Source organism: uncultured Draconibacterium sp., from assembly GCF_913063105.1.
Taxonomy (GTDB): domain Bacteria; phylum Bacteroidota; class Bacteroidia; order Bacteroidales; family Prolixibacteraceae; genus Draconibacterium.
In genome coordinates this window covers 165,395-186,232 of the sequence record NZ_CAJXYQ010000003.1, presented here as the reverse complement: position 1 = coordinate 186,232, position 20,838 = coordinate 165,395, and the positions used below count along the sequence as shown (strand labels likewise).

Below are 20,838 nucleotides of genomic sequence, written 5' to 3'. Positions count from 1 at the left end.
TCCTATAACTTTTCTACTACTTTTTTTAAGCGGCCTGCAATATCTTCAATGGTTCCCATCCCGTCAACATCAAAATGTTTCCCCTGAGGTTCGTAATAATTGATTAAAGGCAATGTTTTTTCGCTGTAAACAGCTATTCTGTTCTCAATTATTGATTGGTTCTGATCGTCAGACCTTCCTGATATTTTTCCACGGCTTAATAAGCGGTTAATCAGTTCTTGCTTTTCAACCTGCAAACAAAGCATACCCGAAACCGGTGTTCCGTTTTCGTTTAACAAAGCATCCAGTGCCTTTGCCTGATCAACGGTACGCGGAAATCCGTCAAAAATAAATCCTTTGGCGTCTTTATTGGCATCAAGTTTTCCTTTTATCATACCAATCACCATTTCATCAGGAACAAGCTCGCCTTTATCCATTAAACGCTTGGCTTCGTTGCCAAGTTCTGTTTGTGCTGCAATTTCGCTACGCAATAAATCACCGGTGGATAAATGAATCAATCCAAATGATTCGATAAGGTATTCGGCCTGGGTTCCCTTTCCGGCACCGGGAGGGCCAAACAATACAAGATTCAGCATAATTTTTGGTTCTATTTTATTTAACTACGGTAAAAATATCAATCAAATTGCGACCGTAACCGTCATAATCCAGTCCGTACCCAACAATAAAATCGTTCGGAATTTCCATTCCCACATATTTTAAGTCTACTTCTTTTTGAAGAGCATCAGGTTTTAATAGTAAAGTTGCTACCTGTACTTCTTTTGGTTTCAGAATGGCCAATTGATCCTGAATATTATTGATGGTTATTCCGGTGTCAACAATATCTTCCAAAACAACAACCGTTCTGCCTTCAATTTTTTCATTTAAACCAATTAACTGTTTCACTTTTCCGGTGGTTTTATCACCGTCGTACGAAGCCAGTTTTACAAACGATATTTCAGACTCAACAAAATCAATTCGTTTAAATAACTCGGCGGCAAACATAAACGATCCGTTAAGAATACAAAGAAACAGCGGGTCTTTACCGGCCAGTTCCTTATTCATGTTTTCTGCCATTTGTTCAACAACCGATCGAATCTTCTCGTAGGGAATAAATAACTCAAATTCTTTATCCAGAATTTTAACCTTTTTCATATGTGGATTTGATTTTTATTAATTGCTAAATTCCTGTATTTTCGTATTGAAAATAAAGAGTACAAAGTAACAAATAAATTATAAAAGATGACTCCAAAAGTTAGTATTATTATGGGCAGCACATCGGATTTAAGCGTGATGGAAAAAGCTGCTAAACTATTTGATGAGTTTGAAATTCCGTTCGAGATCAATGCTCTATCAGCGCATCGTACTCCGGAAGAAGTGGAAACTTTTGCCAAAGGGGCCAAAGACCGGGGCATAAAAGTGATTATTGCAGGCGCCGGAATGGCTGCTCACTTGCCAGGTGTTATTGCGGCAATGACACCACTTCCAGTTATTGGCGTACCAATTAATGCAAGCTTATCAGGCTTCGATTCAATTCTGGCGATTCTTCAAATGCCTCCGGGGATTCCGGTTGCCACAGTTGCTGTTAATGGCGCAATGAATGCAGCCATTCTTGCTACTCAAATGATGGCAACAGGTGACGAAGCATTAATGAACAAACTGATTGCCTACAAAGAAAACCTGAAACAAAAAATTGTTAAGGCCAATCAAGATCTTTCAGAGGTAAAATACAGGTTTAAAACAAATTAACCGTATTTAAAATATTTTACTTAATTTTAAAGAGGTATTCATTCAATACCTCTTTTTTTATGAATAAACCCTTGTACATACTGCTGGCCTTTTTCTTAACATTACCAGCCATTGCCTCCTCGCAAAACTATTTGGCCGGGGCTCGTTTTATTGCACTGTCGAATGCTTGTGTTTCGGTAAGTGATACCTGGAGCACCTTTCATAACCAGGCCACCTTAACACAGCAAAAAAGTGTTACAACCGGGCTTTTTTACGAATCGAAATACGGCATTAACGAATTTGCCCTTGCTGCCACATCAGTTGTTTTGCCAACAAAAACCGGAAACTTTGGCCTTGGTTTTTACCAGTTTGGCAAAGGAAGTTTTAAAAATCAAAAAATTGGCCTTGCCTATGCCAAACAATTGTCGAAAACCATAAGTGCTGCTGTACAGTTTGATTATTTTTTGGAACGCCTACCTGAAAATCCTGATGCATTTTCGTTTTTTACATTTGAACTTGGCGCTATCTATAAAGTAAACCATCAGGTAACACTTGGAGTGCACAGCTTTAATCCGGTTAAAAACGGGTTTAGCTACCCTGAAGGGAAGAAAAACCTGCCATCGGTGTACCGATTGGGAGCACACTATGTTTTTGAGGAACACATTTTACTTAGCCTCGAAACTCAAAAAGAAACAAATAACGATTTTGCAGTGAGAAGTGGCTTGGAATTTATGCCACTTTCTAACCTGGCAATTCGTTTTGGCATTTCGGGCAGGCCCTTACAATACACTGCCGGCTTTGGTTATCAATTAAAAAACATAAGCACCGATATTGCTTTTAGCTATCATGGCAATCTTGGCTTCACACCTTCGGTTGCGCTGCAATACCATTTTAAATGAACTGCCACATCAAACATATCCTATTGGTATTTTGCCTGCTAACAGTTTTTACGGCATCCGGACAAAAGGCCAATCCCGATAAATTAATCGAATCGATATTAGAATCTCATCTCGACAAAATTGAAGCAGGTACGGATGTAGCCCTGATCGTCGAAGACCTGGAGTATTTTCTCGACAATCCTATCAATATCAATTCAACCAGCCCAGGCGAATTGGCCAGGCTCTATCTTTTAAACGAAGTTCAAATCAGGCTCCTAATGGCTTACATTTCAGCATACGGCCCGGTTTTAAGCTTGTTTGAACTAAAAAGCATCGATGGATTCTCAAGTGAATTATTGCAAAAAATGCAACATTTTATTGAAATTGGCCCCGCCAACGCCGAACATTTGCCATTTAAAGAACAATTTAAACAAGCCGACCACCAACTGTTGTTACGCTCGGTGGGCAACCTGCAAAAAGCACGCGGATACCAAACAAAAGATGATGGCACAATACCCTATGAAGGCAACCGCTTCAGGTATTACTTGCGGTATAATTTTTTACTAAGCGACAAAGTTTCGTTCGGAATTACTGCCGAAAAAGATCCGGGCGAAAGTTTCTTTAGCGGATCTAACAAAAATGGCTTTGATTATTATTCGGGGCACATGAGCTTTAAACTAAATAAAACCTTCGAGAACATTTCGCTTGGCGACTACCTGGTACGTGCCGGACAAGGGCTGGTTTTATGGCAGGGCTACACCACCGGAAAATCGGAAAATGTGCTTGGTATTTTAAAAACCGGCCAGGGCGTGCGTGGGTACACTTCTGTTGACGAGAATTTCTATTTTCGGGGAGCTGCCACAAGTATAAAATTTGGTGCATCGGCAGTTAGCTTTTTTTATTCGAAAAAAAATGCCGATGGAAATCTGGTTTTCAGCGATTCGCTTGCGACACATTTTTCCAGCTTACAAACATCTGGTTATCACCGTACCAGCAGTGAAATAACCGATGAAAAAACCATTAACTTCACAAATGCAGGAGGCTTTTTTACCCATCATTTTAAACATTTAAAAATTGGGGCAACTTTTGTCTATCAGCATTTTAACAAACCTTTTATAAGAAGCACACAACTTTACAATCAGTTCCGGTTTACGGGAACGGAAAACTATACTGCCGGAGTTGACTACCTGCTAAACAGAAATAAATTTGTTCTTTTTGGCGAGGCAGCTTTTTCCAAATCAAAAGGCAAAGCCATTACCCAGGGCCTCATTTTGCACTTAAACGATCAACTTGGTTTTTCAACGCTTTTTCGCCATTTCGATAAAGACTATCATGCCTTTTGGGCCAATACCATGGCCGAAGGCAGCACGATCAGCAACGAATCAGGCCTTTATTTTGGAATGCGTTTTTTGCCGGCCAGAAGTATTATACTATCAGCTTATTCCGATATTTACCAATCGCAGTGGTTTAACTATTCTACAGCAGGCCCGGCACATTCATGGGACATTTTCACCCAGGCCGAATTTCAATTATCACAGAAGTTGAATGTCTACCTAAGGTTTAAAAACGAAGAAAAAGAGCAAAAATTTAAAGCCAACAGTCGATACATTAACCTACCCGAACGGGTGCAAAAAACACGTCTGCACGTGCAGTTTCAGGCCAGCGAAACAGTTTTGCTAAAAACCCGGGCTGAACATGCGGGCTATAATGGCCAGGTAAACGAAAACGGTTTTCTTATTTTTCAAGACATTCAGTTTGCGCCAAAACAACTACCAGTTAAGCTGGCCGCACGCCTTGCCTGGTTTAATACTGATGGGTACAACAGTCGGATTTATGCCTACGAAAACGATGTGCTGTACGCCTTTTCCATACCCGCATATTACGGAGAGGGCTTTCGAACATATTTGAATTTAAAAATTGAGGCTACAAAAAAAATGGAATGCTGGTTAAAACTTGCCGACACCTTCTGGATCGACCGCGAAACAATAAGTTCGGGCTACAACGAGATTAGTGGAAAGCATAAAACCGAGTTAAAAATTCAGCTGAGGTTGAAATTTTGATTTTGAATGCCTTACTTTGCCGAGTTAAATTTTAAACCATGCAAGACCTTAATTTCGATGATATTCGCCCTTACACCGACAAAGAAGTAAAAGAAAAAATTCGCTTACTACTAAAAGACAAAACCTTTGACTCGGTGCTGATGCACCTTTTTAAATACCGTCCAAAGGTAGAGATGGTAAAATTTCAACTACGGCGAATAAGCAGCATTAAACAATTGCAAGGCGTGTTTATTTACGACCTTTTACACTGGTTAATTGATAAAACCTCTGATGGGTTAAAGGTTACCGGCATTGATAAACTGGATAAAACAAAACCTTATCTATTCATTTCCAATCACCGCGATATTATTTTGGATGCGGCGTTATTGAATTTCCTGATTTTTGAACACGGGATGAATACCACCCAAATTGCCATTGGCGATAACCTCCTGCAATATGAGTGGATTAAGCATACCGTAAAACTTAACCGTTCGTTTGTAATTAAACGCAGTTTGCCGCCACGCGAGCTCATAGTTGCATCAAATAAAGTGTCGCATTTTATTCGTAAATCCATTACCGAAGATAAGATGTCGGTATGGATTGCACAACGCGAAGGCCGGACAAAAGATGGCAACGACAAAACACAAGAAAGTGTGCTGAAAATGTTGAACATGAGCAATTCCGGTGGCATTTCTGATGGGTTTAATGAATTAAATATCGTTCCGGTTTCCATTTCGTACGAAATTGAACCCTGTGGTTTGGCCAAACTTCGCGAGCTGATTAAAAAGGAGCATTACGGTAAAGCCAAAAAAAGCAAGGATGACCTGAAAGCCATGTCGATGGGAATGTTTACGCCAAAAGGGAGGATGCGTTTTGCTTTTGGCACCCCAATTGAAACGCATTTTGAACTGGCCAAAAACAATGAACAACGAAACAACTATATTCGGCGACTGGCTGAATTGGTGGACGACCAGATTTATAAAAACTTTAAATTGTGGCCCAGCAACTTTGTAGCCTACGATATGCTTATGCAGGAACACCGGTTTAAAGACCGTTACACTGCAGACGAACAAAAGAAATTTGAAATTATGGTGGAACAGGCGATGGTTCATATCGATTTTCCGATAACCGATATCCAGGAGCGCTTTCTGAAACTGTATGCCTACCCGGTAATTAATAAATTCGACAGACCTAAATCATAATATGCCATCAATTATCTGGGACTGGAACGGGACCCTGCTTAACGATCTCGACTTTTGCATCGCAACCATCAATGTACTTCTAAAAAAACGACAACTCAACCTGCTCGACCACTATTCTTACAAGGAGATTTTTTCTTTTCCGGTTAAAGATTACTACGCGGCCATTGGCTTCGATTTTTCAAAAGAAGATTTCTCAATCCCTGCCCGTGAATTTATTGAATTATACAATAGCGGCGTGGATAAATGTAGCTTGCATACTGCCGCCATCGATGTCTTAAACCACTTTAAACACAAAGGAATAAAACAGTTTGTATTATCGGCAATGAAACAAAATATGCTGGAACAAACCTTAATGCAGCAAAACATCTTTGATTATTTTGAGGGAGTTGCCGGACTAAACGACCACTATGCAGTTTCGAAGATTGAGCGCGGTGAGCAGCTAATTGAAAAATATGGAATAAAGAAAGAATACGCCACTATAATTGGCGACACCGACCACGATTTTGAGGTAGCCAGTCAACTAGAAATCGATTGCATTTTAGTGGCTGATGGACATCAGTCGAAAGACCGCTTGCTACAAACGGGAGCAACAGTTATTGACGGATTACAACAATTAAAATCGTTAAAATACTAATCAAGAAATTCGCGTTTTTTTATGTCTCGCACAAATAGCTGCAGGTTGGTTTTTCCGCGGTATTCATTTTCGTTAATCGAATAACAAACATCAAATGGCGAACCGGAAGTAATAACGTCGTATGCCTCGGATTGGTTAAAGGCAATGCCCGGAAAGATGCCCGAATTAACGTCCGGCTCAACCAGGTCAAGTTTCAGGTGCTCCTGGTTTTTCCCAACCAACCGACTTGTTCCGGCGTCAAAAACATCTTCCGTTACAAAAACAGGAGTCATATTATGCGGCCCAAATGGTGCAAATTGTTTCAGAATACGATAAAAACGCGGGGTAATTTCGCTCAAGGCAATTTTAGCATCTACCTCAATAGTTTGTATTTGTTGTTTGTCGGTAATCTGGTTGGTTACAATCTCTTCAAAACGGCGCTTAAACTCGGGGATATATTCAATTTTCATAGTTAAGCCTGCAGCATACATGTGTCCACCGTACGATTCCAGCAAATCGCTGCACTGACCAATTGCTTCGTAAAGATCAAAATCGCGCACCGAACGTGCCGAGCCTGTTGCCAAACCGTTTGATTCGGTTAATATTATTGTTGGCCGATAATATTGTTCGGTAACTCTTGATGCAACAATTCCAACAACCCCTTTATGCCAGTCGCGGTTATATAGCACCGTGCTGTTCATAGCCTTTAACTCCGCACTGTTTTCAATGGTATCGAGTGCTTCCTGGGTAATATCACGGTCGAGTGTTTTTCTGATTTCATTAAATGAGTCGATTTCTTCTCCCAAAAGATCCGACTTATCTTCGTCGTTAGAAACCAGAATTTGCACCGATTTTTTACCATGCTCAATTCTTCCCGAAGCATTTAAACGAGGCCCGATTTTAAATACAATATCGCTGATTGTTATCTCGGTGCCGTTAATACCTGCAAAATTAATAATAGTTTGCAGCCCAATTCCCGGGTTCGAGTTTAACTTTTTCAAGCCATAATAAGCAAGAACCCTGTTTTCTCCGGTTATAGGAACAATGTCGGCAGCAATGCTTACTGCCACCAAATCAAGCAAATCGTATATTTCCTCGTAATCAATTTCGTGCTTTTTGCAATAGGCTTGAAGTAATTTAAAGCCCACTCCGCAACCTGATAGTTCTTTGTATGGGTAACTGCAATCGGTTTGTTTTGGGTCTAAAACGGCAACTGCCGGCGGCACCTCGTCGCCCGGATTATGATGGTCGCAAATAATAAAATCGAGGCCACGCTCTTTGGCTTTGCCAATTTTTTCTACCGCCTTTATACCGCAATCCAACGCAACAACCAATGTAACCCCCTTATTTACAGCATAATCAATGCTCACCGGCGAAATCCCATACCCTTCGCTGTACCTATCCGGAATATAATATTCAATATCTTTTATCCTTTGTTTTAAGAACTGATACATTAAAGCTACCGATGTGGTACCATCCACATCATAATCACCATAAACAATAACTTTCTCCTGGTTTTCAATAGCCTTATCAAGACGTTCAACGGCTTTACCCATGTCTTTCATCAGGAAAGGATCGTGCAAATCACTCAGGCGCGGGCGAAAAAATGCTTTTGCTTCGCTAAAGGTTTTAATACCTCGTTGCACCAGCAAACGAGCAATTACCATGTTCACATTTAACGCCGCCGAGAGGTGCTTTACCTCGTTTTGGTCGCCTTGTTTTTTTAAGTTCCAAATTCTATCCATGCTGCGTTTTTGTGTTTCTCAAGCCGTGAATGCGCAAAGATACAAAATGCAATTGCATATGGAAATAAAACATTCACACTCAACATTATTTTTTGTTTGTTTCCATGTTATAACAACAATTACAACTAATCAGTTTTATTATCTTTGCGCAAATTTTTTACCTGTCGTTTCAGAAAAGCCGCAACGAGAAAACTCTTTGCCGGGGATTTATTCCTTCGTTAGAAATGACAAATTAATTAGTAGACAAAATGAGTCATCAGGAATTAAGCGAACAAGAAATTATCAGACGAAATTCGTTGCAAAAAATGCGCGAACTGGGGATTGACCCTTACCCTGCAGCACAATATCATGTGAATACCAACTCCAAAGAAATAAAAGAAAATTTCAAGGAAGAGGAAAAGAATTTTCAGGACGTAGTTATCGCGGGCCGTTTGATGAGCCGCAGAATTATGGGGAAAGCGGCGTTTGCTGAAATTCAGGACCACGAAGGACGCATTCAGATTTACGTTAACCGCGACGAAATTTGTACCGGCGAGGATAAAACCATGTACAACGAGGTATTTAAAAAACTCCTCGACATTGGGGATATTATTGGTGTTAAAGGTCATGCCTTTATCACTCAAATGGGCGAATTAACCATTCATGCTACCGAATTTACAGTGCTGAATAAATCGTTACGACCGTTGCCAATTGTAAAAGAAAAAGATGGTAAAACTTTTGATGCCTTTACCGATCCGGAACAACGGTACCGCCAGCGTTACATTGATTTGATTGTTAATCCTGAGGTAAAAGAAACGTTTAAAAAACGGACAATTATATACAATACCATGCGCCAAATGTTTAACGAGTATGGTTACCACGAGGTGGAAACGCCAATTCTGCAGCCGATTCCGGGAGGAGCTGCTGCGCGTCCGTTTATTACGCACCACAACGCATTAAACATGCCTTTGTATATGCGTATTGCCAACGAACTCTACCTAAAGCGATTAATTGTTGGTGGTTTTGAAGGCGTTTACGAGTTTGCAAAAGATTTCCGTAACGAAGGCATGGACAGAACCCACAATCCCGAATTTACGGTAATGGAAATCTACGTAGCGTACAAAGACTACAAGTGGATGATGAGTTTTACTGAAGAAATTTGCGAACGCGTGGCAATGGCCTTACACGGCACAACCAAAGTTCAGTTAGGCGATAATATTATCGATTACAAAGCACCTTACCCGCGCGTAACAATGGCCGAAGCAATTATAGAACATACCGGTTACGATATTAGTGGCAAGTCGGAAGACGAACTGCGCGAGATTTGCAAAAAGCTCGATATTGAAATCGATGAAACCATGGGTAAAGGCAAGCTGATTGATGAAATATTTGGCGAGAAATGCGAAGGCAACTACATTCAACCAACTTTTATTACCGATTACCCGAAAGAAATGTCGCCGCTAACCAAAATGCACCGCGACAACCCCGAGCTAACCGAACGTTTCGAGTTAATGGTTAACGGTAAAGAGCTGGCAAATGCCTACTCCGAACTGAATGACCCAATCGATCAGCGCGAACGTTTTGAGGATCAGCTAAAACTTTCGGAAAAGGGTGACGACGAAGCAATGTTTATCGATCAGGATTTTCTGCGTGCCCTGGAATATGGGATGCCGCCTACATCAGGAATGGGAATTGGAATGGACCGATTGACGATGTTTATGACCAACAGTCCATCGATTCAGGATGTACTGTTTTTCCCGCAAATGAAACCGGAGAAAAAAGCGGTTGAACTAACCGACGATGAAAAAGCAGTTTTTGAATTATTGAAAGCTGAATCGCCGGTTGAATTACCAGCACTAAAAGAAAAAGCCGGACTGAGCAATAAAAAATGGGATAAAGCCATAAAAGGCCTCACCAAAAAGAATGTGGCTAAAGTTGAGAATACTGATGCCGGTTTGTTGGTAACACTTTTATAGTACATAGAACAAAGTAGTGAGTAATGAGATATTGGAGCCTCTTCGTTTTTCGGAGGGGCTTTTTTGTTGTTGAATGCCCGATGCCCAAGCAATTTAAATTACGTGTATTTATCTTCCCTTAAACATTTGCTGAAGCACAAAAATATAATTTGACATTCCCCATATTTAAATATGAAGCAACAATAACCAAGTTTTCATAACCTTAAGCTACCACACTTTTCTTTCGAGTAGCATTTAGAATGCATCAACAAATACCGTAATAAAAATCGATGATGTAAGTTGCACCCAACAAATGCCGCAACATGCTTTACACCATATTTAATTTTTTTGACGCAAGGTTGTTTTCGCTTATTTTTAATTGAAATAAAATCTTTTTATCCACTTTAGTGTTATGTGAATATGGAACAGCAGGATTTCGATAAAGATTTTCACCTGAAACTCAGTGCCGAATTCGAGCGGATTGATAAATTTCTGGAAAAATTTCAACAAGAATTTGTACGCAGGCAGTTGCTTGTTATATCGCAGCAAGAAATAGTACACCTGCCTAACGATACACTTGCTGAACAATTACAGGAATATGCCAGCCGGATGTTTAGTTGTGCTGATTCGATAGCCGATAAAGATGAAAATTACAGCGATGCCCGCTTAGCACTTGAACTGGAGGCCATGACTCAGGCAATTGACAGGTATCCAAAACACTTAAAACATTCCGAACTGGGTAAGCAAACCCACATGCAAGCAAAAGAGCTTTTAATACAATTTTTCCCCGAACTGATAAAACTCTCGGCCAATGGTTTTCGCTTATTGGAAAAGTATTGTTTGCTGTACAACTATGAGTTTGTATCCATTGATTTCACAACAGAAATGCCATAGCAAACACCACAACTATTCAATAAAAACAATTGGCAATACTCAACTTTGAATTGAATCCTAAGCTAACATATTACCTAAATTTTAATTAACACTCAAGAATATACAAAATGACTGGGGGCAGCAATTCCCTTTCAAGAGGCCAAGAACCTCAGGCACTAAACAATGAATTTGGAGCATCAACTGCTAAAACTTGTCTAATGATCTTGCTTAGCATCCTGGTAACTACGATATGCAATCACCGAAATCGCCATCATAAACAAGACACCATAAATAATTACTGCCATAACTTGTTTTTTTAAGTACGCCTGAAGTTACAAGTAAAATAGACCGATCGCTATTTATAGAGTAAGTACTTATCAAATATAAGGTGTTGATATGTGTTGTCTCTTTATACTAATAATGAACATTTTATGCAGCTAAACGAAACAGATATGGTTTTTCTGAAAAATTAATGATAACGATTTAGCCTATCCCAAACAAACACATATTTTCCCACTAATGGCCAACTAACCATTCAATTTTGGTACTTCACGGGTGCAGCCCCTACCAAAAATAGCTTAACTATGTTTTAAATCGCGATAGCACAAAATCAGTTCTGCAACAATTATGGCTATCATTACGATTGCATATAAAAACACCACCATAACAACAGCAATTTAAGATTTTTATATAATCAGCAGCGCTTGCAAACATAAGTATTTGCTTTGCTGCAATCTTTCTATTTCTCCTTATTTCACTCATAAAATTTAGTTCATGTCAGACAATTTTTTATACGTATTAACGCTCAAAAAAGATTACCTTTTTGCCTTTTTCGGAATATTACTATAGGACGCAAACAAATATTTTATAGTCAATTTGGCAATTTCAAATGTACGGCACTTCAGTACGCTTTGATTTTATTGATGTATTCCGTAACTTATCATGCTTTTCCCAATCGGGCAATATGAGGTAATTCAATTGACAGAACATTTAAAATTCTGCTTATGAAAAAATTTTACACCATTACAAAATTAGCACTACTACTGCCTTTCTGTTTTGCAGCAATAGTGGCCACTGGTCAGGAATCGCTTACCATAGTCGGAGATGACCTCACCTTAAACCCTGACACTGTGTATGAAGTTAGTGCTGTTTACACCGACAGCACCGGCAATGCTGTTGACAATGCAAAAATAAAATGGAATACCGAACCTGGCTATCTTGGAAAAGTTGATAAAGACGGTTTTTTAATCACCAACCATCCGGGCGAAGGTTACCTTATTGCCAAATACAAGGAACTGCGCGATTCAGTTATGCTTAAGGTTAATGGTGTGGTAAAAAACGACGACAACGAGGATGATGAAGACGAGGATATGGACGACGAATATCCGAAAATAAAGATTGTCCCGGATCACATTAAAGTGGAACTTAACGATTCAGTTGAGCTTCGTGCTTTTTATATCGACTCAAGCGAAACAAAAATTGACACCACATTTGCCTGGATGGTTAAACCAGGCAATTTGGGCGCGTCTATAAATCCGGAAACCGGCATATTCTATTCTGCCGACACCACGGGGAAAGGGTTAATTATTGCTACTCTGGGCGAGCTTTCCGACACGGCCAAAATCACGGTTTATGAGAGCAAAGCCAAAAAAGAGAAAAAAGAAAAACAGGAGCAGATTGAAAATAACCGGGGCAAACAGCTCTCTATTAACCCGGGAGACCAGATGGTTTATACCGGCCACGATCCCATTCAATACAGTGCCGTTTACAAAACAAACGGGCAAAAACACCAGGATGCCGAATTCTTATGGAGTGTTTCTGACACCAGCGTTGCCTCCATAAACGATGCAGGACTATTGACACTAACAGGCACAACAGGATTGACTCTGATACATGCCGAATACAGCAACTTTAAAGCCTCTGTTGAACTTCTCGTAGTTGATTCGATGGTTGATATGAATGTAAACACCATTTCAATACGAAGAGTACTGCCTGATGGGCAAGAGCTGAAAGCAAAAACAATTAAAGAGGGTGAGAGTTATAAAATTGGAGGGCTGCCCTATCCGCTAAATATTCTGAATGCAGGTATGCTTCATTTCCCTTTCGGATGCATCGATGAAGATGTTGAAATATTTATGTTTATACCGGAAGAATACGCAGAGCATAACGACAGCAGCACCGAAGTAACTTTTACCGACGATGTAATTACCGGAGTAAAATTTAGCGTAAAACCGCTTGGTTCGGACACAATTGTTGAGCCGTACTATTTTAATATCCCTGTAAACTTAAGTATGGTATTTAAACATGAATTGTTGGATTCGTTGGGCGTAAGTCCTGAAGATCTGGATGTATTTTTTGCCGACAATACCGGTTTCGAGGAGGTTGACGGGCACGTTGCCGTTGATACGGTTCGGAATAAAATTTATGCCAACATCATCCATTTCAGTACAATTGTGGTTAAACAAGGCGATGCAAAAACATCAGCTGAAAGTATACAGCCACTGCCGGAAAACGCACTTAAAATTTACCCAAATCCGTTTACTTCTTCAGCTACTGTAGAGTTTATGATTGACAAATCGGCAGACATACAAATTGTTATCTATAATCTTTTCGGGCAAGAAGTACAAATGCTTACCAATCGCGCTTACGAAGAAGGCATTCATCGTATAAAATGGAACGGAAATGACAATAACGGAGCAACGGCGACCTCCGGAGTTTATCTTTGCCGCTTTAGTAAAAACGGACAAGTTGAACACGTGAACAAAATTGTTTTGAACAGATAAGCTTTCCTCAGATATAAAAAATTGAGCCTTTTACAGTATTTATACCGAAAAGGCTCTTTTTTATAGTTCGCATCTAATATTTGGGCCACAAAAAAGGCCATCCTTTTTCGGATGGCCTTTTGTATATTCTCTTGCCAGTATTAAGCATTCAAAGTATAGCGATCAAACGCAGTAACTTTTAATTCTGCGTCAGCTTGCTTAAGGTAATCTTTTACAGGCATTTTTCCGTCTTTAACAAAAGCCTGGTTAATAAGTGTTACATCTTTGTACCATTTATTTAAAGAACCCATTGCAATTTTCTCAAGCATTGCTTCGGGTTTACCTTCTTTGCGGTATTTCTCTTTAGCAAACTCTAATTCCTTGTCAATTTCAGCTTGTGGAATTGAAGCCTCGTCGATAGCAACAGGAGCCATAGCAGCAACTTGCATTGCAATATCTTTTCCTACCTGTACATCAACACTTTTGTTAAAAGCAACAAGAGTCGACAATTTATTTCCTGGGTGAATATAAGGAACTACAGCCTCGTCAGCTAAACATTTGTAGTATGAAAGGTCAAGTTTTTCACCAGTTACACCTGTTTGTTCAGTTACTAATGCATCGATGGTTTTTCCATCAATTTCAACTGCTTTTAGCGCCTCTAAGGTTTCAACTTTAGTTTCAAGTGCTTTTGCAAGAATTTTCTCGGCAAATGCAACATAGCTTTCGTTTTTAGCAACAAAGTCAGTTTCGCAATTCAATACAACAATTGCACCGAATTTACCGTCTTCTGTTGCTTTTGAGATAGCTACACCTTCAGCTGCATCTCTGTCAGCACGTTTATTTGCAATTAGTTTACCTTTTTCGCGGATGATTTCCAGTGCCTTGTCAAAGTCACCTTCGGCGTCTTTCAGGGCATTTTTGCAATCCATCATCCCTGCGCCTGATACTTTACGCAATTTTACTACGTCTGCGGTTGTAAAAGACATAATTAAAATCTCTTTAAAATGGTTTATATTTTTCTTAACCTTTACTTACTCTTCAGAAGTTTCTTCTGCATTCACTTCTTTTTTTGAAGTTTCTTCAGTAGTATCTTCTTTTTCTTTCTCAATTTTGCGCTCGTTCAAACCTTCTTTTACTGCGTCGCACATGGCGCCAACAATTAAACGAATTGATTGAGAAGCATCGTCATTAGCAGGAATTACAAAATCAACATCTTCCGGGTTAGAGTTGGTGTCGACTATTGCAAATACAGGAATTCCTAATTTCTGAGCTTCGCGAACTGCAATTTTTTCTTTCAATACATCAACTACAAACAATGCAGCTGGCAAACGGGTAAGGTCTGAGATTGAACCCAAAACTTTCTCCAATTTCGCACGCTGACGAGTAATTTGAAGTTTCTCGCGTTTTGAAAGGTTGTCCCAACTTGTATCTTTCATCATTTTATCGATGGAGATCATTTTTTTAACCGCTTTGCGGATTGTTGGGAAGTTGGTGAGCATACCACCTGGCCAGCGTTCAGTTACGTAAGGCATACCTACACCTTTAACCAAATCAGCTACCAATTCTTTGGCTTGCTTTTTAGTGGCTACAAATAGCACTTTACGACCTGATTTTGCAATTTGTTTGATAGCAGCTGCTGCTTCATCAATTTTAACTACAGTTTTTTGCAGATCGATAATGTGGATACCGTTTTTCTCCATGAAGATATAAGGCTCCATGTTTGGGTTCCACTTTCTTTTCAGGTGTCCGAAATGTGCACCTGCATCCAATAATTCTTGAAAATTTGTTCTTGGCATCTGTTTACTTTTTCTATGCTCTAAAAGCAACCGCTGAGTAGTCCCGGTTTACGGTGAATCTCAGCCGTTTTAGATCCATATAATTGATAAATAAATAATCTTAACGTTTTGAGAACTGGAAACGTTTCCTTGCTTTTGGTTGCCCTGGTTTTTTCCGTTCCACTTCGCGAGGGTCTCTGGTAAGAAAGCCTGCTGCTTTAAGTTGTGGTCTCGACTCTGCGTCGATTTCAATTAAGGCACGAGAGATAGCCAAACGCAATGCTTCTGCCTGACCTTTTGGACCTCCACCATCAAGATTTACCTTCACATCGTATTTTTCTGCCACCTCCAACAGGTTTAGCGGCTGCATAACAATGTACTGTAATGTTTCTGCAGGAAAATATTCTTTTAAATCCCTTTTATTGATGATTACGTTCCCTTTTCCTTCGCTTACGTAAATACGAGCAACAGCTGATTTTCTACGTCCGATTGTGTTTACTACTTCCATTATTTAATCGTATTTAAATCAACAACTTTTGGTTTTTGAGCTTCATATTTGTGCTCGGCACCAATTACTACATGCAAATTTCTGAATAAGTCGCTACCTAATTTATTTTTAGGAAGCATACCTTTTACAGCTTTCTCTACCAAACGTTCAGGATATTTTGCTAAAATATCCTGTGGAGTCTGAGTACGTTGTCCACCTGGGTAACCACTGTGACGAACATAAACTTTGTCCGACATTTTTTTACCGGTTAAAACAACTTTTTCAGCGTTGATAACAATTACGTTATCGCCACAATCTACATGAGGTGTGAAATTTGGCTTGTATTTACCTCTTAACATTTTGGCCACTACACTTGCCAAACGTCCCAATACCATATTTTCAGCATCAACAACTACCCATTCTTTATTAACGGTAGCTTTGTTAGCCGAAACAGTTTTATAACTAAGTGTGTCCACTTTTCTAATTTTTTATTGTTTAAAACACTTCTGATTTTACTTTTTGTCGCATTTTTTGTCTCAACGGAATTTTTTCGACAAACTGCTTTACTAAAAGAAAATCAACTATTTACACTCCTTATTTCTAAGGATAATAATCGGGACTGCAAAAGTATTCTCTTTTTTCGGAATTCCAAAGAAATAACCATCAAAAATTCAATAAGTTAAATCATTTTTTCAGCAATTTTATGCTTACTCAAGCAGCAGGCAACAACAGGCTCATTATCTGCTACTTAAAAACACAGCACGAAAAAACGGTCGAAATCAATTTAATGTTAACAGCACTGTGTAAAAAAGAGGATACCCCAGGAATATTGGAGGGCACAAATTTAGTTACATTTGCATAGCGTTGAAATAAATAAAACATGAGCAAAAAGCCCAAAAGGTTAAAAAACCGTTTTTTTACTTCGTGGATTACTTCGCTTGTTAGCATAAGCCTTGTACTCGTTTTATTGGGGATGTTGAGCTTTATTTTAATTAACAGCAAAAAACTATCTGATTATGTACGTGAAAAAATTGGTTTCACACTTGTTTTACAAGACAATTTAAAAGAAACTGAAATTATAAGGTTGCAGAAGGTATTAAGTGCAGGCGACTTTGTTAAATCGGTTAACTATACCAACAAAGAAATGGCTGCCAGCAAGCTTGCAAAAGAACTTGGCGAAGATTTTGAAGGTTTTTTGGGGTACAATCCATTGTTTGCATCGCTCGACATTAAACTACAGGCTGCATACACCCACCCCGACAGTTTGCAGCTACTCGAGCAAAAGCTTTTATCTTTCCCTCAGGTTACCGAAGTGTACTATCAAAAAAATTTGGTTACGCTGATTAACGAGAATGTAAAAAAAATCAGTCTGGCATTGTTCACCTTAAGTGCGCTGCTTACATTTGTTTTTTTTGGACTAATTAATAATACCATCAGACTATTAATCTATTCGCAACGTTTTACTATTAATACCATGCAAATGGTTGGAGCCAGTAAAAACTTTATTCGCAAACCCTTTCTCCTTAAAAGCGTGCTCCTTGGTGTCAACGGGGGAATTCTTGCCAACATTGTTCTTATTGGTGGCATTTACCTTTATAAGAACGAACTTTATGGCTTAATAAATTTTGCCGATGCAAAAACCTTGCTGATGATAACCGGCCTTGTTTTTACACTCGGCTTTATTATCTCATTTTTATCAACGTGGTTTGCATTAAACAAATTCCTGCGTATGAAATTTGACGAGTTATTTTATTAACTATATTTACACCACCAATTTCACAAAACAATGGCAAAAAAGAATAAAGAGCTCAAAGAGACCGGAGGCTTTGCATTGGGCAAGGAAAACTATAAACTAATGGCAATAGGTTTTGCCGTGATTGTTCTTGGCTTTATACTAATGGCAGGAGGCGGCAGCGACGACCCGAACGTTTTTAGCGAAGATATTTTTAGTTTTCGCAGAATAACACTCGCTCCAATTTTACTACTAATTGGTTTTGCTTTTGAGATTTATGCCATTATGAAAAAACCCAAAGAGGATTAATTTAAATGACAGAAATCCAGGCATTTCTTCTTGGCCTCATTCAGGGACTCACTGAGTTCCTTCCAGTTAGCTCCAGCGGACATCTCGAGATTGGCCATACGCTTTTAAACATTCAGGATAAAAACAATTTGCTTTTTGTACTTACCGTGCATGTAGCCACCGTGTTAAGCACACTTGTTGTTTTTAGAAAAGACATTATGGTGTTGCTAAAAGATTTAATGGCATTTGAATGGAATGAATCGACAAAATATATTGCGAAACTCTTGTTTTCATCGGTACCCATTATAATTGTTGGACTGTTATTTCGCGAAAAAATTGAATCGTTTTTTACCGGAAACCTCTTTTTTGTAGGCTGCATGTTAATATTTACAGCATGTCTACTGGCTCTTACACAATTTGTAAAAAAGAGCGATGGTAAAATAACATTTTTCAAGGCCCTTATTATTGGTATTGCACAAACAATGGCAACCATGCCCGGCATTTCCCGAAGTGGAGCCACCATAGCCACAGGCTTATTATTAAAAGCAAAAAAAGAAGATGTTGCACGCTTTTCTTTTTTAATGGTTTTAATACCAATTCTCGGAGCAGCAGTTGTTGATATCATGTCAGGAGAACTTAATTCGGCCGAGGTTGAACTTTTACCCTTGCTCATTGGCTTTATTAGCGCTTTTATTTCCGGGCTACTGGCTTGCTCGTGGATGATTAAAATCGTAAAACAAGGTAAGTTAATTTATTTTGCAATTTATTGCGCTCTTATTGGCCTAATTGCTATCTTTGCAGCCTGATTTTTCAAAACAGGCTTAAAATACTGAAAGATAGATTCTTAAATGCCCGATTTCAAAAAAACATACAATTTCTCTGGTGGGGAAATTTTACTTTTCGATAAAGAATTGGAATGGACATCGTTTGATGTGGTGAATAAGGTTCGTTATATTTTGTGCCAGAAATTGGGTATTAAAAAAATGAAAGTAGGACATGCGGGTACCCTCGACCCCTTGGCAAGCGGGCTGGTTATTTTATGTACCGGAAAGGCAACAAAAAAAATCGAAGAACTGCAACTGGGAGAAAAAGAATACCTCGCAACCTTAAAACTTGGTGCTACCACACCATCGTTTGATCTGGAAACAGAAGAAGACAAGCAATACGATTATAATCATATCAGCCGTGAAGACTTTGAAAAAATTCTTCCACAATTTATTGGAGAAATAAAACAGGTACCTCCGGTATTTTCAGCGGTAAAGGTGAGAGGCAAACGCGCTTTCAACTATGCACGAAATGGCGAAGAGGTAAAACTAAAAGCAAAAAGTATTGTTATAAAAAGCATTGAAATTGAATCGTTTAACCTGCCCGAGGTAAAATTACGTATTGTTTGTGGTAAAGGAACTTACATACGCTCGTTAGCCCGCGATATTGGAGAAGCATTACAATGTGGCGCTTACTTAACGGGATTAAAACGAACAAGAATTGGCAATTACAAGTTGGAAGACGCTTTTAACGTGAACTTTTTTTTAGAAAATTTAATTTTAGATGAAACCAATTGAATATTTCTGCGTAAAACGGGGTTCTGAATAAAAAAATCAACTGACTGTATTACTTTTGTCAAGTACATAAAAAAGAAGTCATTAATAAATTAATTACAATATGAAGTTATCAAAATTCAAGTACAATTTAGATCCGGAGAAGATTGCCTTGCACCCTGCAGATAATCGCGACGAATCGAAACTTATGGTTTTAAACAGAGCAACACGAACAATTGAACACAAATTGTTTAAAGACCTGCTTGATTATTTTGATGATAAAGACGTAATGGTTTTTAACGATACAAAAGTATTTCCTGCCCGCCTTTATGGCAATAAAGAAAAAACCGGTGCGGAGATTGAAGTATTTCTTTTGCGCGAATTAAACCGTGAACAGCGTTTATGGGACGTACTGGTTGACCCGGCCCGTAAAATCAGGATTGGAAACAAACTTTATTTTGGAGACGATGACCTTTTGGTAGCCGAGGTAATTGATAATACCACATCGCGCGGACGCACATTGCGTTTTCTTTACGACGGGCCTTACGACGAATTTAAACAAACGCTTTACGGCCTTGGAGAAACTCCGCTGCCAAAATTTATAAACCGCCCTGTTCAACCCGAAGACAAAGACCGCTACCAAACTATTTTTGCAAAAAATGAAGGAGCAGTTGCCGCTCCAACAGCGGGATTACACTTTAGTCGCGAATTGTTAAAACGTTTAGAAATCAGAGGTGTTGATTTTTCATACATTACCCTGCACGTTGGGTTAGGCAATTTCCGAAGCGTTGATGTAGAAGACCTTACCAAGCACAAAATGGACTCGGAGCAGATTTGGATAAAAGACGAAGCCTGCGAAATGGTGAATACCGCAAAACAAAACAAACGCAATGTTTGTGCAGTTGGAACCACCGTTATGCGTACACTTGAAAGTTCAGTTTCTACTCAGGGCTTTTTAAAACCGTTTGAAGGATGGACCAATAAATTCATTTTCCCACCGTACGAATTTAGTGTTGCCAACAGCATGATTACCAACCTGCATTTACCCTACTCCACACTATTAATGATGGTTGCAGCTTTTGGTGGTTACGATTTTGTAATGGAAGCCTACGAAACGGCTATTAAAGAAGACTACCGTTTTGGAACCTACGGCGACGCCATGCTTATTATCTGATAAAAATTATAACACTATAAAAAAACCATGGAAATAATTCCGTGGTTTTTTTATGCCTATCTGCCTGATTAGCTATTTTTTAAATAAACGAACG

The 20,838-nt window shown here is 39.1% G+C and carries 20 protein-coding genes; 13 read left to right on the top strand and 7 right to left on the bottom strand.

Features of this window, described 5'->3' with window-relative positions; translation table 11 throughout:
- Positions 1-2: 2 nt before the first annotated feature.
- Positions 3-575, bottom strand: coding sequence for an adenylate kinase (locus QZ574_RS04070; protein ID WP_297087052.1), 573 nt, complete (start codon positions 573-575; stop codon positions 3-5).
- 16 nt (positions 576-591) lie between these two features.
- On the bottom strand, positions 592-1,131 hold the full coding sequence (gene hpt / locus QZ574_RS04065) for a hypoxanthine phosphoribosyltransferase (RefSeq protein WP_297087049.1): 540 nt from the start codon (positions 1,129-1,131) through the stop codon (positions 592-594).
- 87 nt (positions 1,132-1,218) lie between these two features.
- On the opposite strand from hpt, the gene purE reads away from it, so the two are divergent.
- Genes purE through QZ574_RS04040 form a run of 5 tightly spaced genes read left to right on the top strand, consistent with a single transcriptional unit; the run spans position 1,219 to position 6,457 of the window.
- Positions 1,219-1,725: a 5-(carboxyamino)imidazole ribonucleotide mutase gene (gene purE / locus QZ574_RS04060; protein WP_297087046.1), complete on the top strand. Its 507-nt coding sequence runs from the start codon at positions 1,219-1,221 to the stop codon at positions 1,723-1,725.
- A 59-nt stretch (positions 1,726-1,784) separates the two neighbouring features.
- Positions 1,785-2,603, top strand: coding sequence for a hypothetical protein (locus QZ574_RS04055; protein ID WP_297087044.1), 819 nt, complete (start codon positions 1,785-1,787; stop codon positions 2,601-2,603).
- Positions 2,600-4,642, top strand: a complete 2,043-nt coding sequence (locus QZ574_RS04050) for a helix-hairpin-helix domain-containing protein (protein WP_297087041.1) — start codon at positions 2,600-2,602, stop codon at positions 4,640-4,642. The genes QZ574_RS04055 and QZ574_RS04050 overlap by 4 nt, the downstream gene beginning before the upstream one ends.
- Before the next feature lie 38 nt (positions 4,643-4,680).
- Positions 4,681-5,823 (top strand): 1-acyl-sn-glycerol-3-phosphate acyltransferase, encoded by a 1,143-nt coding sequence (locus QZ574_RS04045; protein WP_297087040.1) that lies wholly within the window; start codon positions 4,681-4,683, stop codon positions 5,821-5,823.
- A 1-nt stretch (position 5,824) separates the two neighbouring features.
- Entirely contained in the window at positions 5,825-6,457 is a 633-nt protein-coding gene (locus QZ574_RS04040) for an HAD hydrolase-like protein (RefSeq protein ID WP_297087038.1), read from the top strand.
- Here the strand turns inward: QZ574_RS04040 and recJ are convergent.
- Positions 6,454-8,181: a single-stranded-DNA-specific exonuclease RecJ gene (gene recJ / locus QZ574_RS04035; RefSeq protein WP_297087036.1), complete on the bottom strand. Its 1,728-nt coding sequence runs from the start codon at positions 8,179-8,181 to the stop codon at positions 6,454-6,456. The two genes, QZ574_RS04040 and recJ, sit on opposite strands and share 4 nt — an antisense overlap.
- Positions 8,182-8,429: 248 nt before the next feature.
- Between recJ and lysS the strand changes: the two genes are divergently transcribed.
- From lysS to QZ574_RS04020, 3 genes are all read left to right on the top strand, one after another.
- Positions 8,430-10,136, top strand: coding sequence for a lysine--tRNA ligase (gene lysS / locus QZ574_RS04030; RefSeq protein WP_297087033.1), 1,707 nt, complete (start codon positions 8,430-8,432; stop codon positions 10,134-10,136).
- Positions 10,137-10,535: 399 nt separating this feature from the next.
- Positions 10,536-11,009, top strand: a complete 474-nt coding sequence (locus QZ574_RS04025) for a hypothetical protein (protein WP_297087031.1) — start codon at positions 10,536-10,538, stop codon at positions 11,007-11,009.
- A gap of 983 nt (positions 11,010-11,992) precedes the next feature.
- On the top strand, positions 11,993-13,771 hold the full coding sequence (locus QZ574_RS04020) for a FlgD immunoglobulin-like domain containing protein (protein WP_297087029.1): 1,779 nt from the start codon (positions 11,993-11,995) through the stop codon (positions 13,769-13,771).
- Between the two features lie 140 nt (positions 13,772-13,911).
- Here QZ574_RS04020 and tsf read toward each other — a convergent pair whose 3' ends face one another.
- The 4 genes from tsf to rplM form a co-directional block, all read right to left on the bottom strand.
- Positions 13,912-14,736 (bottom strand): translation elongation factor Ts, encoded by an 825-nt coding sequence (gene tsf, locus QZ574_RS04015; RefSeq protein WP_297087027.1) that lies wholly within the window; start codon positions 14,734-14,736, stop codon positions 13,912-13,914.
- 45 nt (positions 14,737-14,781) lie between these two features.
- Positions 14,782-15,546, bottom strand: coding sequence for a 30S ribosomal protein S2 (rpsB, locus tag QZ574_RS04010; protein WP_297087025.1), 765 nt, complete (start codon positions 15,544-15,546; stop codon positions 14,782-14,784).
- Between the two features lie 100 nt (positions 15,547-15,646).
- On the bottom strand, positions 15,647-16,033 hold the full coding sequence (gene rpsI, locus QZ574_RS04005; RefSeq protein ID WP_297087023.1) for a 30S ribosomal protein S9: 387 nt from the start codon (positions 16,031-16,033) through the stop codon (positions 15,647-15,649).
- Entirely contained in the window at positions 16,033-16,488 is a 456-nt protein-coding gene (gene rplM / locus QZ574_RS04000; protein ID WP_297087021.1) for a 50S ribosomal protein L13, read from the bottom strand. The genes rpsI and rplM overlap by 1 nt, the downstream gene beginning before the upstream one ends.
- Before the next feature lie 404 nt (positions 16,489-16,892).
- Between rplM and QZ574_RS03995 the strand changes: the two genes are divergently transcribed.
- The 5 genes from QZ574_RS03995 (at position 16,893) to queA (ending at position 20,744) form a co-directional block, all read left to right on the top strand.
- The gene (locus tag QZ574_RS03995; protein WP_297087019.1) at positions 16,893-17,768 is read left to right on the top strand and encodes a permease-like cell division protein FtsX; all 876 of its coding nucleotides are present in this window, start codon (positions 16,893-16,895) and stop codon (positions 17,766-17,768) included.
- A gap of 30 nt (positions 17,769-17,798) precedes the next feature.
- Complete coding sequence (locus tag QZ574_RS03990; protein WP_297087017.1) at positions 17,799-18,053, top strand: DUF3098 domain-containing protein; 255 nt, start codon at positions 17,799-17,801, stop codon at positions 18,051-18,053.
- Positions 18,054-18,058: 5 nt separating this feature from the next.
- Complete coding sequence (locus tag QZ574_RS03985) at positions 18,059-18,838, top strand: undecaprenyl-diphosphate phosphatase (RefSeq protein WP_297087015.1); 780 nt, start codon at positions 18,059-18,061, stop codon at positions 18,836-18,838.
- Positions 18,839-18,880: 42 nt separating this feature from the next.
- On the top strand, positions 18,881-19,594 hold the full coding sequence (gene truB / locus QZ574_RS03980; RefSeq protein ID WP_297087013.1) for a tRNA pseudouridine(55) synthase TruB: 714 nt from the start codon (positions 18,881-18,883) through the stop codon (positions 19,592-19,594).
- 100 nt (positions 19,595-19,694) lie between these two features.
- Entirely contained in the window at positions 19,695-20,744 is a 1,050-nt protein-coding gene (gene queA, locus QZ574_RS03975) for a tRNA preQ1(34) S-adenosylmethionine ribosyltransferase-isomerase QueA (RefSeq protein ID WP_297087011.1), read from the top strand.
- Positions 20,745-20,838: the final 94 nt, after the last annotated feature.